12 protein-coding genes are annotated in these 14,861 nt (G+C 72.3%); 2 read left to right on the top strand and 10 right to left on the bottom strand.

Annotated elements, in window-relative coordinates; genetic code table 11:
* Nucleotides 1-195: 195 nt before the first annotated feature.
* Complete coding sequence (locus ABEA24_RS43275; protein ID WP_345439994.1) at nucleotides 196-987, top strand: TrmB family transcriptional regulator; 792 nt, start codon at nucleotides 196-198, stop codon at nucleotides 985-987.
* Here ABEA24_RS43275 and mhpA read toward each other — a convergent pair.
* The 3 genes from mhpA to ABEA24_RS43260 are packed head-to-tail and all read right to left on the bottom strand — an operon-like array spanning nucleotide 980 to nucleotide 4,562.
* Nucleotides 980-2,500 carry a bifunctional 3-(3-hydroxy-phenyl)propionate/3-hydroxycinnamic acid hydroxylase MhpA gene (mhpA, locus tag ABEA24_RS43270; RefSeq protein WP_345439703.1) on the bottom strand — a complete coding sequence of 507 codons (1,521 nt, stop codon included), beginning with the start codon at nucleotides 2,498-2,500 and terminating at the stop codon, nucleotides 980-982. The genes ABEA24_RS43275 and mhpA overlap by 8 nt on opposite strands.
* Entirely contained in the window at nucleotides 2,497-3,432 is a 936-nt protein-coding gene (locus tag ABEA24_RS43265) for a fumarylacetoacetate hydrolase family protein (protein ID WP_345439701.1), read from the bottom strand. Before ABEA24_RS43265 ends, mhpA begins: the two co-directional genes overlap by 4 nt.
* Nucleotides 3,429-4,562: a VOC family protein gene (locus ABEA24_RS43260; protein WP_345439699.1), complete on the bottom strand. Its 1,134-nt coding sequence runs from the start codon at nucleotides 4,560-4,562 to the stop codon at nucleotides 3,429-3,431. The genes ABEA24_RS43265 and ABEA24_RS43260 overlap by 4 nt, the downstream gene beginning before the upstream one ends.
* Nucleotides 4,563-4,698: 136 nt before the next feature.
* Between ABEA24_RS43260 and ABEA24_RS43255 the strand changes: the two genes are divergently transcribed.
* The gene (locus ABEA24_RS43255; RefSeq protein WP_345439697.1) at nucleotides 4,699-5,349 is read left to right on the top strand and encodes a TetR/AcrR family transcriptional regulator; all 651 of its coding nucleotides are present in this window, start codon (nucleotides 4,699-4,701) and stop codon (nucleotides 5,347-5,349) included.
* Nucleotides 5,350-5,573: 224 nt separating this feature from the next.
* Here ABEA24_RS43255 and ABEA24_RS43250 read toward each other — a convergent pair whose 3' ends face one another.
* The 7 genes from ABEA24_RS43250 to ABEA24_RS43220 form a co-directional block, all read right to left on the bottom strand.
* Nucleotides 5,574-7,187 (bottom strand): FAD-dependent oxidoreductase, encoded by a 1,614-nt coding sequence (locus ABEA24_RS43250; RefSeq protein ID WP_345439695.1) that lies wholly within the window; start codon nucleotides 7,185-7,187, stop codon nucleotides 5,574-5,576.
* 44 nt (nucleotides 7,188-7,231) lie between these two features.
* The gene (locus tag ABEA24_RS43245; protein ID WP_345439693.1) at nucleotides 7,232-8,077 is read right to left on the bottom strand and encodes an ABC transporter ATP-binding protein; all 846 of its coding nucleotides are present in this window, start codon (nucleotides 8,075-8,077) and stop codon (nucleotides 7,232-7,234) included.
* Nucleotides 8,078-8,231: 154 nt separating this feature from the next.
* On the bottom strand, nucleotides 8,232-9,251 hold the full coding sequence (locus ABEA24_RS43240) for an ABC transporter ATP-binding protein (protein WP_345439691.1): 1,020 nt from the start codon (nucleotides 9,249-9,251) through the stop codon (nucleotides 8,232-8,234).
* A complete protein-coding gene (locus tag ABEA24_RS43235; protein ID WP_345439689.1) occupies nucleotides 9,248-10,771 on the bottom strand; it encodes an ABC transporter substrate-binding protein in 1,524 nt (507 codons plus the stop codon). The genes ABEA24_RS43240 and ABEA24_RS43235 overlap by 4 nt, the downstream gene beginning before the upstream one ends.
* Before the next feature lie 79 nt (nucleotides 10,772-10,850).
* Nucleotides 10,851-11,732: an ABC transporter permease gene (locus tag ABEA24_RS43230; RefSeq protein ID WP_345439687.1), complete on the bottom strand. Its 882-nt coding sequence runs from the start codon at nucleotides 11,730-11,732 to the stop codon at nucleotides 10,851-10,853.
* Complete coding sequence (locus tag ABEA24_RS43225) at nucleotides 11,729-12,658, bottom strand: ABC transporter permease (RefSeq protein WP_345439685.1); 930 nt, start codon at nucleotides 12,656-12,658, stop codon at nucleotides 11,729-11,731. The genes ABEA24_RS43230 and ABEA24_RS43225 overlap by 4 nt, the downstream gene beginning before the upstream one ends.
* Entirely contained in the window at nucleotides 12,655-14,847 is a 2,193-nt protein-coding gene (locus ABEA24_RS43220; RefSeq protein WP_345439683.1) for an amylo-alpha-1,6-glucosidase, read from the bottom strand. Before ABEA24_RS43220 ends, ABEA24_RS43225 begins: the two co-directional genes overlap by 4 nt.
* Between the last annotated feature and the right edge of the window lie 14 nt (nucleotides 14,848-14,861).

Genomic DNA, 14,861 nt, shown 5'->3' with positions numbered 1-14,861 from the left:
AGGCCGGATACGGCGGGGTCGACCGTTCTCCGGCCGGTGACACCACGGCCAGTGGTGTTCCGCGCAACGTAGGATCCTGATATAAGGCGGTCAATGTTCCTTTACTCTCTTTTGACCTAGAGTGTCCGGTTCTGGACTCGCTCGAACTGAACGGGGTGGCGCGGACACGCTCGGTAGCGTGGAGGCGTGGCGGAGATGGGAGATCTGTCCCAGCAATTCATCGACTTGGGGCTGACCGGATATGAAGCGCGTGCCTACCTCGCGCTTCTCGCCCGAGACCGCTACACGGCGGCGCAACTCGCGCGCGAATCGGGAGTGCCCCGCCAGCGCATCTACGACGTGTTGGCGGCGTTGACCGAGCGCGGACTGGTCCGGGTGCTGCCGGGAGGCACCACCCGATACACCGCGGTCGAGCCCGCCTCGGCGGTCGAACGTCTCATGGCCGCTCGCCGGGCGGAGATCGACCGCCTGGAGCAGGCCACGGCACGGCTCGTCGAGTCGCTGGCGCCCGTCTGGTCCCGCGGCAGGCAGGAGAGCGATCCCCTGGACTACGTCGAGGTGCTGCGCGGCCGCGAGGTGCTGGCCGAACGAATCGGGGAGATCCAGGCCGACGCGCGACAGGAGATCCTCGCGGTCGCCAAACTCCCGTACCTGATCGACGACAACACCGCCGGCGCCGGCACGATCCGGCGACTGACGCGGTCAGGCGGACGCGTGCGGTGCGTCTACGAACGCGCCGCCCTCGACGACCCGGCTCTCCTCGCCGACATCCGGCGGTACACCGCCGCGGGGGAGGAGGCGCGGGTGGCCGCCCACCTGCCCATGCGCATGTGGATCGTGGACGGCGTCCGGGTGGTGATGTCGCTGCGCGACCCGGTGGCGGGTTCCGATTCCACCACCAACATCGTGATCGAGCACGCCTCCCTGGCGCAGTGCCTCACGTACGCCTTCGAGACGATCTGGACCGGCGCCGACCCGGTCACGTGAGCCCCACCCCGTGCGGCAGAGCGGTGTGGAGCGCGGACAGGTGGCGGCCCGCCCGCAGGACCGTGCCGTCGGGACGGACGATGGCGGCGTCCGCGTGGCCGTGCCGCAGCCAGCGGTGGAGCGCGCTGCCCGGCCGGGCATGGACGAGGACCGCTCCGCGCCGGTCGATCTCGGCTCGCTGCCCGGCGGACGGCGCGACCGTGGTGACGAGGGCGAACCGGCCCGAGGTCACGTCGTCGAGACGGCCGCCGCCGTCCAGGAGCGCGTTCGGGCACAGCCGGCCCGCGAGGGTACGGCGCAGACGCGGCCGTACGACCAGGTCGGACCGGTGCAGGGCCGCGGTCTCGCTGTGGAGGATCCGTTCCTTGAGACCGGGTACGAGGCGCAGGCGCGGGGCCACCGCGCGGCGGAGGAGGTCGCCGAGCTCGCCGCCCTCCGTCATCGCGAGGCCGAGCAGCTTCGCCAGCCGGATCAGGGTCCGGGCGTGGGGTTCGCGTTCGGTCGCGTAGGTGTCGAGCACGGTCTCGGGCAGGCCGCCCCCGAGCACGCCGGCGAGTTTCCAGGCGAGGTTCATCGCGTCGCGTATCCCCGCTCCCATGCCCTGGCCGATGAACGGCGGGGTGAGGTGGGCGGCGTCGCCCAGCAGGAAGATCCGGCGGTCCCGCCACCGGTCGGCGACCCGCGCCCGGAAGGTGTACTCGGCCACGCGGACGATCTCCAGCTCCTCGGCCGGGACGTCCTTGGTCCACGGCGCGATCAACGGATGCAGCCGGTCCATGCGGTCGTAGTCGCCGGCGCTCTCGCCGGGCGCCAGCCGGAACTCCCAGCGGTAGCGGGTCGCACCGACGCGCATGTACGTGGCGGCCTTTGCCGGATCGCAGATCTGGTGCACGCCTTCCCACTCGCCGAGGTCGGCGGCGGTGGCGACGTCGACGACGAGCCAGCGTTGCGCGAATCTCAGGTCCCGCATGGTCGCGCCGATCGAGGTCCTGGTCAGGCTGTTGGCTCCGTCGCATCCCAGGACGTACTCCGCGGCGACCGAGTCGCGCTCTCCGGTGGCCCGGTCGGTGACGTCGATCCGTACGCCGTCGGCGTCCTGGGTCAGGGCGGTGACCTCCACGCCGCCGCGGACCGTGGCGGCGGGGTACCGCTGGAGGTTGGCCCGGAGGATCGCCTCCAGTTCGGGCTGGTCGAACAGGCTCGCCTCGGGGTAGCCGTGCCTGCCGTTCGCGGCGTCGCGCCGGAACTCCGCCAGCACGCGCAGGGACCGGTCGACGAGCCGCAACCCCAGACACGGCCAGGAGATCGCGGCGAACTCCTCGCCTACCCCCAGACGGGCGAGAATGCGGTAGATCTCGTCGTCGAGGGCCACGGCGCGGGGCTGAGGGTAGATCGACTCCCACCGGTCGAGCACCAGGCACTCGACGCCGTACTGCGCGAGCAGCGTCGCCGCCGTGAGCCCGGTGGGGCCGGCGCCGACGACGACCACGGGAACGTTCTGCCGTCGATTCACGCGTATCGCACCTTCGTCCGCTGGGTGCCCAGGTCGATCGCGCCGTCGTCGGTGGCCACGGTGGCCTCGACGACATCGCCGTTCCGCAGGTAGGCGGGGTTGCGGGCCTGTCCGCGGAAGAACAGCCTCCACTTGACCGCCTCCGGCAGGAGCGAGGCGATCTTCTGAACCGCCTTCGGCGGCGCGCTCAGCGCCGTGCCGACAGGGGTGCCGGTCAGCACGAGGTCGCCGGGATCGAGCCGCTGGAAGCGGGTCAGCGCCCGCAGCGCCTGGACGGGCGGGTAGATCATGTCGGCGGCCGTCATGTCCTGGCGGAGCTCGCCGTTGACCCGGAGCCTCAGCCGCAGGTCGGTGAACCGTGCGAGCTCGCCGGCGTCCAGCAGCACCAGCGCGGGACCGGCGGGGGTGAACGTCGGGTACGACTTGGCCTCGTAGAACTGGGTCTGGGGTAGCTGGACGTCGCGCGCCGAGACGTCGTTGGTGACCACCAGGCCCGCGACGTGGTCGGCGAGGGTGTCCTCGGTGACGGTCGCGCCGACGGGCGTATCCCGCCCGATGACGAGCCCGATCTCCACCTCGTAGTCCAGCAGCCGCACATGCGCGGGGCGGACCACGTCGTCGTACGGGCCGCTGATCGAGCCGGACGACTTGCGGAAGAACGTCAACGGGACGGTCGCGGGATCCCCGCCCGTGTCCGTGACGTGCGAGACGAAGTTCGTCATCTGCGCGACGACGCGGCAGGGCGCCGTCACCGGCGAGACGAGCGCCAGTTCGCCGACCGGGACCGTGCCGCCACCGGCCGCGGCCGCGGCGATCGCCTGCCGGTCGGCCAGCAGTTCGCCGGTGGTCGTGGCCGTGGTCCGCACCTCGGCGGCGCCGGTGGGGGTGACCACCCACCAGGCGTCGGCCGTACGGAGGACGGTGGTGCTCATGAGGTACCCGCTTTCAGCAGGCCGCGAAGGCGGCGCACGTCGAACTCGTTGTCGGCGCGCAGTGCGCCGATGACCGCGCGCAGCTCGCGCAGCGACTCCCGGCCGGGGCTGATGCCGAGGAAGTCCTTCGTGGCGGGCGGGCCCCACTGGGCCAGGCCCGATGTGGTCAGCGGCGCCCAGCCGGGCTCGAGCGTGCAGTCGAACAGGTCACCGTCGCTGAAGTGCTCGACCAGGAACCCGTCCGGGTCGCGCCAGTAGTCGAAGATCTGACTGCCCTGAATGTGCCGGCCGATCCCCCAGGACCGCCGGTAGCCCTGGTCGAGCAGGTGCTCACCGCCGGCCGCCAACGCGTCGAGGTCGGCGACCTGGTACGCCGAGTGCACGTAGCGGTCGGCCGGGCCGAGGACCAGCGCGAGCGTGTGGTGATCCGCGGGCGTCCTCCCGCGGTCGCAGCGGATGAAGCTCATCACCGGCCCGCGGTCACGCTGCCCGGGGTAGTAGAGGAAGTCGCTGACGACCAGGCCCAGATTCTTCAGGTACCAGTTGAGCGTCTCGAGGTACTTCGTCGTCTGCAGCACGACGTGACCGAGGCGCTGGACTCCGGCCGGCTCGCGCGGCGGCCGCTGGACGGCGTTGACCCGGGCGGCGTCGCGGCCGAAGTTCAGCGTCTGGGGCTCCTGCGCCGCCAGCGCGGGGAGTTCGTGGGTGTCCGACACGACGCGCACCCGCGCCCCGCTCGGGTCGGTGAGGTCGACCGTGACCCCACCCAGGCTCTCCGGCAGCGGTGTCACCTGCCGGTCGGTCGCGTCCGCGAGCCGCAGCAGGTCCTGCCGGTCGGCCGCTCTGAAGGCGGGGCCGACGAACCGCGACCGAGGGCCCCGGCGGATGAGGACGCAGGGCGACCCCGGGTCCGTACACCGCAGGTGCAGCTCGTCGGCGGTGCGCAGCACCGAGGTGAACCCGAAGGCGCCGGCGAACCGCTCGGCCCGTTCGAGGTCGGGCTTGCGGAACTCCAGCCACGCCAGGTCGTGGACCTTCACGACCGGGTCGCTCGCTCTTCCCGGGTGCTCGCCGGGCCGGGCGCCCTGCTCGCTGTGCAGACCGGTGTGCGGGTCGTGACGACTGGTCATCGCCCGCCTCCTTCCTTGAGTTGACGAAATCCTCAGTTATGAACGTACCCTCAGTCAAGTGTGTCTGAGGATTTCGTCACTACTGACGAGCGCGCTAAGGTGAGGGCTCGGATCAGGCGAACGGAGGGGGAGCGGCATGGCGGCCGAGCGGACCGACGCGGCGCCCAACCGGCTGGACCGGCGCAAGGCGCGCACCCGTGCCGCGCTCGTTCGCGCGGCCCAGTCCTTCATCGCGACGGGGCGGCTCAACGCCCCGATCCTGGAGATCACCCAGGCCGCGGACGTGGGGATGGGGTCGTTCTACAACCACTTCACGAGCAAGGAGGAGCTGTTCCAGGCCGCCGTCGAGGAGGCCCTCGACCACCACGGCGCCCTGCTCGACGACCTGACCGCAGGCCTGGACGACCCGGCCGAGGTCTTCGCGCGAAGCTTCCGGCTGACCGGGCGTTTCCACCGACGGAACCCCGAGCTGAGCAAGGTCCTGCTGAACAACGGGCCGGCCCTGGCCGGCTCGGACAAGGGGCTCGCCCCCCGGGCCCGCCGCGACATCGAGGCCGGGATGCGCGCCGGCCGCTTCTCCGGCGTCCGCGACCCCGAGCTGGCCCTGACCGTCGCGGCGGGCACCACGCTGTGCCTCGGCCGGCTGCTGCACGACGAGCCCGAACGCGACGACGCCGAGGCCGCCGACCAGGTCACCGAGGACCTGCTGCGCATGTTCGGCGTCCCCGCCGACGAGGCCCGCGAGATCTGCCGCCGCCCGCTTCCCGACCTCGACGGCCTCGCCTAGGGGGTGTCCGGTGGATCTTCGTCCGGCTGCGCGGCGCCCAGAGCGCGCCTCGCCACGTTGTCGCCCCCACCCCACGAAAACGCGAGGAGACGGCTTCGCCGACCCCGCGTTTCCGCGGGGACCCCGGGAGGAGTCGGCAGCCAACACCAGGCTGCCTCCCTCCTCCGCCTTGCGAGGCACACTCTGGACACCGCTCGCTACGAACAAGATCCACCGGACACCCCCTAGTAGCCCTTGATCTCCGGCCAGGCGAGCTCGACTCCGTCGCGTACCAGGTCGTCCTGGAAGTCCTGGAGCAGGCGTTCGGTCGCGTGCACCTGTTCCGGCTCGAGGTGGTTCGCCAGGCAGTGCGCGGCGAGTGCGCCCGCGACCTCGCCGACGTTCCACTCGACCGGGTGCAGCCGATAGCAGCCGTTCGTGATGTGCGTCGTCCCGATGTTCTTCGAGGCCGACAGCAGGTTGCGCAGCCGTACCGGGATGAGCGCGCCCAGCGGGATCTGGAAGGGACAGCTGGCGACGTCGATGTAGGTGTCGCCGCCGGTCGACGGGTGCAGGTCGATGCGGTACATGCCGATGCCGACCGAGTCCGGGTACCGCACGGCGCCGTGCGCTCCACGGACGGCGAGGGACAGGTCCTGCTCGACGACCGTGCGCCTGGCCTCGATCCTGCGGGACTCGCGGATGTACGGCGCCTTCGCCAGGCCGTCGCCGGTCCCCATCGCGCCCCCGTGCGGCCGGAGCCCCGGCCACCCGGTGCCGCCGTCGGGGCGCGGCGCCTCGGTCTGCAGCCAGTAGAGCATGCTGAGGCTGAGTTCCCGGGCACCGTCCAGGTGCTTGGCCCGCTCCTCCTCGCTGGTCCCGATGATCGGACCCACCATGTAGTCGATCATCGGCCAGTTCACCACGGTGACGTCGCTCTCGGCGAACCCCGGGCGCAGCACCCGGCGGGAGAGGATCCGCCGGAACACCCACAGGTCCTTGTCACCGGGGTCCTTGCTCTGGTCGGCGACGACCGGTCCGGAATCGACGTTGGGGACGAAGGTGCGCGGGACGGTCTCCAGCGTGCGGGGGTCGGGGGCGGTCAGGCTGATCAGCGGGTTCGGCCACCCGGGCGGCTGGTAGCGGGCCCATGCGGAGTAGCCGGCGGGCCGGTCGATCGTGTGGTCCTCGCCGGGCCGGTGGTCGACGGCGAAGACCCACGAGAACGCCTGCATGTTCGCGGGCTGGTCCTCCTCCGGCGCGCTGGGCTCGCCGGTCCGCCGCCGGGACTCGAAGCCGGTCACGTGCTCGGCGCCGGCGAGCGGGAGCAGGTCGCCGAGTTCGGTCGCGTCGATGACGAACGGGGCCGTGAGCTCACGGGTGCGCCCCGACGGATCGGCGACGGTGACACCGGTGATCCGGTCCCCGTCCACGGCGGCGGCGACCGGCCGGTGGCCGTAGAGCACCCGCAGCCGCTCGGTGGCGATGTACGGCGCGAGCATGGCGTCCAGGACGGCCGCGGCGACCCGGGGCTCGTGGCAGAGCCGGCTCACCCGGCCCTCGCCCGGGTTGAGGTCCGGCCGGCTCAGTGCCTCCTCGGTGAGCGGATACCACGTGCGGTAGTAGGCGCGGATCGCCTCCCGCAGCGCGCGATAGCTGCGCGTGCAGCCGAACTGCTCGATCCACGGGTGTTCGTCGGGCGGAACCCCCTGGCTGGTCAGCTGGCCACCGACCCACTCCGTCTCCTCGGTCATCAGGACGGACCGGCCGCGCCGCAGCGCCGCGAGCGCCGCCGCGACGCCGCCCAGTCCGCCGCCCACGATGAGCACCTCGGCCGATGTCGCCGGCTCAGGATTCACTTGTCGCCTCTCTGTATGCGCTGTACCTCGGACGGGGGAGGCCGTCATGAGCCGCTCACGGTCGCCTCCGCGCTGTCGTCGTGCGAGGTGTTCAGCTCGAGGGCCGCGTCGAGCAGGCTCCGGGTGTACTCGTGCTGCGGGTCGCCGAGGACGTCGGTGGCCGGCCCTTCCTCCACCAGGACGCCGCGGCGCATGACCGCGATCCGGTCCGCGATCTGGTGGACGACGCCGAGGTCGTGGGAGATGAACAGCATCGACAGGTGACGGCGCCGGCGCAGGTCGACCAGGAGGCGGAGGATCTGCGCCTGGACGGACACGTCGAGCGCGGAGACGGCCTCGTCGCAGACGAGCAGCCGGGGCTCGACGGCGAGCGCGCGGGCGATGCTGACGCGCTGGCACTGCCCTCCGGACAGTTCGCCGGCCCGGTGCCGGGCGATGCCCGCGTCCAGTCCCACGTCGTCGAGCAGGCGGTTCAGCGCGTCCGCCCGGTCGCCGGACGGCGCGGCATCCGGGTGGGCACGCCACGCCTCGCCGATGATCGCCGCCACGGTCATCCGGGGGTTGAGGGACGACCGGGGGTCCTGGAACACCATCTGAACGGCGCGCTGCTGCGCCGCGGTCCGCCGGCCGACCGGCCCCAGCGGCCTCCCGTCGAGCAGGACGGCTCCGGCGTCGGGACGGACGAGGCCGACGACGGTACGCGCCACGGTGGTCTTCCCCGACCCGGACTCGCCGACCAGGCCCACGATCTCGTCGGCCGCCACGGTGAGGCTCACGCCCCCGACCGCGACCACCTCTCCGGGCGCCTTGCCGGCCCACGCCCGCAGCCGTGCGCGCCGGCCGAAGCTGACGCGCAGGTCGCGCACCTCGAGCAAAGTCGGCTCGCTCATACGGCCTCCTTCCTCGCCCGACCAACCTGTTCTTCCCGACCAACCGGCCCCGACCGACCTCCCGGCCCCGACCGACCTCCCGGCCCCGGCCGACCTCCCGGCGTCGGAGGAGTGACCGGGCGCGCTGTGCTTTCGATTCGCTCGCTCCGCTCGCTCATGTTTCCGGCACCTCCTCGGCGAAGTGGCACGCCGTCCACCGGTCGGGCGCGATCGGCCGCGGTACGGGCTGCTCGGTGCGGCAGCGGTCGCGCGCCAGCGGGCAACGGGGGTGGAAGGCGCATCCCGCGGGCCGGTTCGCCGGCGTCGCCGGGGTGCCCGGGAGCGGGTGCGCCAGCGCGGTCCGGGTCCGTACCGCGGGCACGCTCTGGACCAGCGCGCGGGTGTACGGATGGGCGGGCCGGGCCAGGACGGAGGCGGTCGGCCCGCGTTCGGCGACCCGCCCGGCGTACATGACGACGACCTGGTGGGCGGTGTGCGCCACGACCCGCAGGTCGTGGCTGACGAGCAGCATCGCCAGGCCCTCGTCCTGCTGGATGGAGCGCAGCAGGCGCAGGATGCGCGCCTGCACGGTCACGTCCAGCGCGGTGGTGGGCTCGTCGGCGAGCAGCAGCGCCGGGCTGCCCGCGAGAGCCAGGGCGATCATGGCGCGCTGCCGCATGCCGCCGGAGAACTCGTGCGGGTAGGCGCCGATCCTCTGGGCCGGCTCCGGCACCCCCGCGCGGTCGAGCAGTTCGACGACCCGCCGGCGGACCTCGTCGCGGCGCTGCCCGGCCCGGCGCAGGATCTCGCCCACCTGCCGGCCGATCGTCTGCGTCGGGTTCAGGGCCGCCAGCGGGTCCTGGAAGATCATCGCGATCTCGTGGCCGCGCAGCCGGCGGCGCCGGGCGCGGTCCAGCCGGAGCAGGTCGTCGCCCCGCCACCGGAGTTCCCCGCCGGTCGTCGCGCCCTCGGGGAGCAGGCCGATGATCGCGTTCGCGGTCATCGTCTTGCCGCTGCCCGACTCACCGATGAGCCCGACCGTCGTCGCCGGCGGGACGTCGAAGGACACCCCGTCGACGACGCGGACCGTACCGCCGTGTGCGGGAAGGTCGACGGCCAGCCCGTCCACCCGCAGGAGCTGCTCGCTCGATGGCGCGGGCGTCGTCCCGGCCGCCGGGACTCGTGTCCTGATCACGAGCCGCTGACCTGCATGTGGGAGAAGTCGGGCAGCCCGTTCGGGTCCGGCGTGACGCCCGAGACGCGGTGGTTCCAGGCGTAGGCGAACTTGACCGCCATCGGGTACATGCCGACCGCGTCCCCCCAAATGATCTTGCTGGCCTCGCCGTACAGCCGGACGCGCTCGTTCTTGTCCGGGGTCGCCCCGGCATCGGCGAGCAGCTTGTCGAGCTTCGGGTTGCAGTAGCCGTTGCGCTTGGCCGCGCAGGTGTAGAGCCGGCCGAGCGTGTTCGCCGCGTCGAAGGTGGGGTTCGACAGCTGCTGGAAGTTGATGTCCCAGTTCAGCGCCAGTAGGTCCTTGGTGAAGACCGCCTGCTCCTTCTCCAGCAGGTCGACCTTGACGCCGATCTTCTGCAGGTCGGAGACGACCGCCTGGTTGAACTGGCGGAACTCGGCGTTGGCGAACTGGAGCCGGAGCTTGGTGGAGAAGTCGAACCCCGCCGCGCTCAGCGCCGCCTTCGCCGCGGCCGGGTCGTACTTCACCGGCGTCTGGGGCGCATAGCCGAGGGTCACGGGTGACACCGGGGCGTCGGCCGGGGTGCCCGTCTTCGGGTACAGCCGCTTGATGATCGTGTTGAAGTCGACCGCCTGCCACAGCGCCCGCCGTACCGCGGCGTTCCGCAGCGCGGGCGCGGACGAGTTGAACCACATGGTGAAGACGGCGGTGCTCGGCACCGTCTGGATCTTGAGGTTGGTGTCGCTCTCCAGCTGCGGCAGCTGGTCGTCGGGGATGCCCCACACGAGGTCCGCCTCGCCGGTGCGCAGGGCGGTCAGCCGGGCCGCGAGCTCGGGCATCTTGCGGACGGTGACCCGCTTGGCCTTCGGAGCGCCGCCGTAGTAGCCCGCGTTGGGCACGAGGGTGAGCGTCCCGGCCGAGTCGAACTTCTCGACCTTGAACGGCCCGGAGCCGACCGGGTGCTGGAAGAACGCCGTGTCCGCGCCCGTGACGCTCGCCGGCAGCACGTAGAAGACGGCGAGCTTGTACGGGACCGCGGCGTCCGGCTTCGCCGTCTTCAGGACCACCTCGTTCGGCGAGGCGGCGGTCATCGTGTCACCGGTGAAGTTGGCCGCGTTCGTGCCCTTGATCTCGAGGAGCCGCTTGAAGGAGGCGACGACGGCGTCGGCCGTCACGTCCTTGCCGTCGCTGAACTTCGCGCCCTGGCGCAAGGTGAACGTCCACGTCGAGGCGGTCGTGTCCGGCTTCCACGCGGTGGCGAGGTCACCTTCGAGCGTGCCGTCCGCGCGCGGCCGCACCAGCCGGCTGTAGATCGCCTTGGCGGCCAGCTGGGTCCCGGTGCCGCCGCCCACGGCGCCGTTCGGGTCCAGGCTCTCGATCGGGTACGTGCCGGCGACGACGATCTCGCCGGAACCGGAGCCCGAAGAGCCGCCGCCCGTCGCGGCGGAACATCCGGTGAGCGCCACGGTGACGGTGGCGAGCACGGCCACCGCGGTCGTGCCAGAGGCTGGTGATCTGGTCATCGGCGTCTTCCTGTCTTCCGCGAAGAAGGTCTTCTGAGGGACGGCTGAGTGACGGGGGCGGGGGACTGACGTGGGCGTGTCACCTGAGGTGTCCGCGCCCGTGCCGGGCGGTGAGCTGGTCGCCGAGGATCCCGATGTTGATGATCAGCAGCGACAGGGCGATGCCGGGGAGCGCGGAGATCCACCAGGCGGTGGCGAGGTACTGCTTTCCGTCGGCGATGGTCTGCCCCCACGACACCGTGGAGTTGGGCAGGCCGATGCCGAGGAAGCTGAGGCCGGCCTCGGCCAGGACGACGAGCGCGAACTCCAGCGTCGCCATGGCGATGACCGGGCCGGCCGTGAACGGGACGATGTGCCGCAGGAGGATGGACGTCCGCCGTACGCCGAGGACACGGGCCGCGTCGACCCAGGCCCGTTCCCGCAGGGAGAGCGCGACGCTGCGGGTGACGCGCGCGAAGGAGATCCAGGGGGTGGCGGAGAGCGCGATCACCACCACCGTGACGCTGCGCTCGAACGCGCCCGCGATCACGATCGTCAGCAGGATCGCCGGGAAGGCGGCCACGATGTCGATGCCACGGGCGAGGAACGTGTCGAGCCGGCCGCGGAAGTAGCCGGCGACGGTGCCGACGGCGACGCCGATGACGCAGGAGACGGCGACCGTGCAGACACCGATGATCATTGAGGTGCGGGCGCCGTAGACGACTTGGGCGAGGACGTCGCGGCCGAGACCGTCGGTGCCGAACCAGGCCGTCCCGCCCGAGGAGAGATGCGATCCCGGGCCGAGCAGGCGATCGTCGAGAGAGGCGTGCACCGGGTTGTAGTCGATCAGCTCCGGGCCGACCACGGCGACCAGGGCGTACAGCGCGACCACGGCGTACGGGACGCGGCGCAGCCACCGCCCGGCCGTCCTCCGCCGGGTCCGCAGTTCGGCGCGCGGCCGGAGCTCGACGGCCGCCGTCATGACGTGCCCTCCAGCCGGATCCGCGGATCGAGCTGGGAGTAGAGGAGGTCGGCGGCGAGGTTGAACACCATGACGATGCCGGCGATCAGGAAGGTGGCCGCCTGCACCACCTGGTAGTCGCGGTTGGAGACCGCGTCCACCACCAGCGTGCCCAGGCCGGGCCAGGCGAAGACGTTCTCCACCACGACCGCGCCGCCCATCAGGCCGCCCATGTGCAGCCCGACGATCGTGACCACCGGGATGAGCGAGTTGCGCAGCGCATGGCCGACCAGCACCTGCCCTTCGGTCAGGCCCTTGGAGCGGGCCGTCTGGATGTACGGCTCGCGCATCGCCTCCGCGACGCTGGTCCGCGTTAGGCGCGCGACGGTGGCGGTGAACGGCAGCGCCAGCGTGACCGCCGGCAGGACGAGGTGGGCGGGGGTGCCGGAACCCGCGCTGGGCAGCAGGCGCAGCGTCAGCGCGAGAAGCAGGATGAGCATGATGCCGACCCAGAACGTCGGGAAGGACTGCAGCGCGATCGTGAACGCGGAGATCGTCCGGTCGACGACGCCGCCCTGCCGGCCGCCGGCGAGCAGCCCCAGGGTGATTCCGACGACGACGGCGATGAGGGTGGAGGCGAGCATCAGCTCGGCGGTCGCCGGCAGGCGCTCGAACACCTCCGCCATCGCCGGCCGGCCGAACCGGTACGAGTCGCCGAAGTGCAGCCGCAGTACGTCGCCGAGGTAGTCGACGTACTGCGCGAACAGCGACCGGTCGAGGCCGAGCTTCGCGGTCATCGCGACCGTCTGCTCATGGCTTGCGTCCGGCCCCGCCATGATCGATGCCGGGTCGCCCGGGGCGACGCGCACGATGAGGAAGATGAGCGAGGACGCGCCCCACATCACCAGCACGCCGATGAGCAGCCGCTTGACGATGACGCGGATCACGACGGCCTCCGCGCTGCCGGATCCGCCGTGATGGTCACCGCTCGCCGGCCGGCACCGTCGGGGAGCGCGACGGTGACCGTACCGCCGGTCACGGGGGAGGGCGCCGCGTCCGCGCCGTCGACCCGGACGGTGACCGAGCCCTCCGCGGCGGCCGGCACACCGAAGACGACCGGGTCCGAGCCGGTGCGGCGGACCGTCGCGCGTACGGTCTCCGCCGTGCGCTCGTAGTCCTCGACGACGGTGCCGGCCGGCGCGTCCACCAGGACCGCGTCGTCCAGGGTGACCCGCAGCCGGTCGCCGGCGGCGACGCTGAGCCGGCCCTCGCGGAGGTTGAGGTTGGTCAGCTCGGCCGTCCGGCCCGGATGGGCGAACCGCCAGCCGCCCGGTCTGGGATCGGCCAGCTGCTGCATCGCCAGGTACGCCAGGAGGTTCCCCCAGCTCAGCAGGTAGTCCGAGCGGGCCTCGAACGGGTGGATGTCCTCGTCCGGGCTGGAGAAGTAGTTCTCATGAACGTGGCTGTGCTCTTCCCACTCCAGGCGGAAGATGGCCAGCAGCTCGTCGACGATCCGGTCGACCTCGGCGTCGAGGTCGTACCTGCGCAGCCCCTCGACGACGAGGAACGCGTGCGGGCCCCAGATCCGGCCGCGGCAGTAGAACCGGTTGTAGCCGGGGTCGGAGCGCGAGACGCTGGGCAGCGGCGGCGACCCGCCGAGCAGGTCGGGTGCCAGCAGCGTCTCCACCATCCGCCGCGCCCGGTCCGCGTCGGGGACCTCGGCCAGCAGCGGGTACAGCATGGTCGGCGCGAGGTGCACGTCGAAGGTGCCGTCGGCGCGGCGGTTGCGGTAGTGACCGGCGGACTCGTCCCAGAAGACCTCGTCGAGCCGTCGGGCCGTCTCGGCGACCTCGGCGCGCAGCCGCGCGGCGGTCTCCGCGTCGCCCAGCCGGTCCGCGATCAGCGCCAGCGCCGCGCCGTCCGCCGCGTGCAGCGCGTTGAGCCCCACGTCGGCCAGGTCCATGGTGTGGGTGACCGGGTCGTACTGGATGTCGTCGTACATCGGCGAGTCGTCCAGGCCGGACTCCCGGCGCGTGCTGTCCACGGTGGCCGACTTGGGGTCGTCCGTCGGGTCGGATCCCCAGGCGAGCACGCCGTGCGGGCCGCGGCGGGCGCGCGGCCACCAGTCGTGCCAGCCCAGCAGCGTGGGGTAGGCGTCGGTCAGCAGCCTCCGGTCGCGGGTCTCGTCGGACAGCCCGGTGCTCAGGTACGACTTGAGGACCGTGTACGCGCCGACCGGCGGCTGCGACCGGTCGTCCGTGCGCCCTCGCTCGTCGGACACCCGGTTGGGCAGGAAACCGTCCGCGGTGACCTGCTCGAACATCTGGTCGTAGATTCCGCGCGCGTAGTCGTGGTCGATCCACGTCGCGGTCAGGCCGCAGAAGAAGGTGTCCCAGCAGTGCAGGGCCCACGTGCCGTAGAAGCCGCCCCTGGCCTGGCTGACGAAGTCGCGGGAGGTGGGCACGATGACCCGGGCCAGGTCGGTCCGGATGATGGTGTTCCAGGTCAGCGCTCGCTGGTAGCCCTCGGCGGACCTGCCGAGCCAGCCCGAACCGCCGATCGCCACGCGCTCGGCCCGCTCCCGCGCGGCGTCGAAGTCGTGCGCCAGGTCGGCGCCGGGGTCGCCGGACAGGGCCCAGACGAACCGGCACGCGGTCGCGCCCTGGGGGAGGCTCAGCCGTACGGCGTCGTCGCCGGACTCGACGGTGACCGGGGCGGACAGCGCGACCTTCCACTGCCGCTGCCCCACCGCGACGTCCAGCCGGTCGCCGCCCGTGGGCACGTCCGGGCGAGCGCCGGGCGCCCCCGGCAGACGGTCGACGATGAGGTGCACGGAGTGGCCCGCGGGCACCGGCTCGAGCAGCTCGGCGAGGCCGCACAGCACGTCCGGGCGCGGGTTGGTGAACACCAGCCGCAGCAGCGCCTCGCCGGACCGTACGGTCACCTCGGCGTACTCGCCGTCGACGGTGTGGTGGCCGAGCCGTTCCAGGCCGCGCCGCCAGGTGAAGTCGTCGACGATCCGGCCGTCGGGGGTCCCGATCCCGACGCGGACCCGGATCCCGGACGGCAGGTGAGCCGCCGCGGTGTGGTACTGGACGTCCCAGGTGTTCCAGTCGGCGGGCACGGGCTTGGACATGGCGACACTCCGGT

It is taken from the genome of Actinoallomurus vinaceus, assembly GCF_039542055.1.
Classification (GTDB): Bacteria; Actinomycetota; Actinomycetes; order Streptosporangiales; family Streptosporangiaceae; genus Actinoallomurus; species Actinoallomurus vinaceus.
This window is presented reverse-complemented; position numbering and strand designations above follow the sequence as displayed.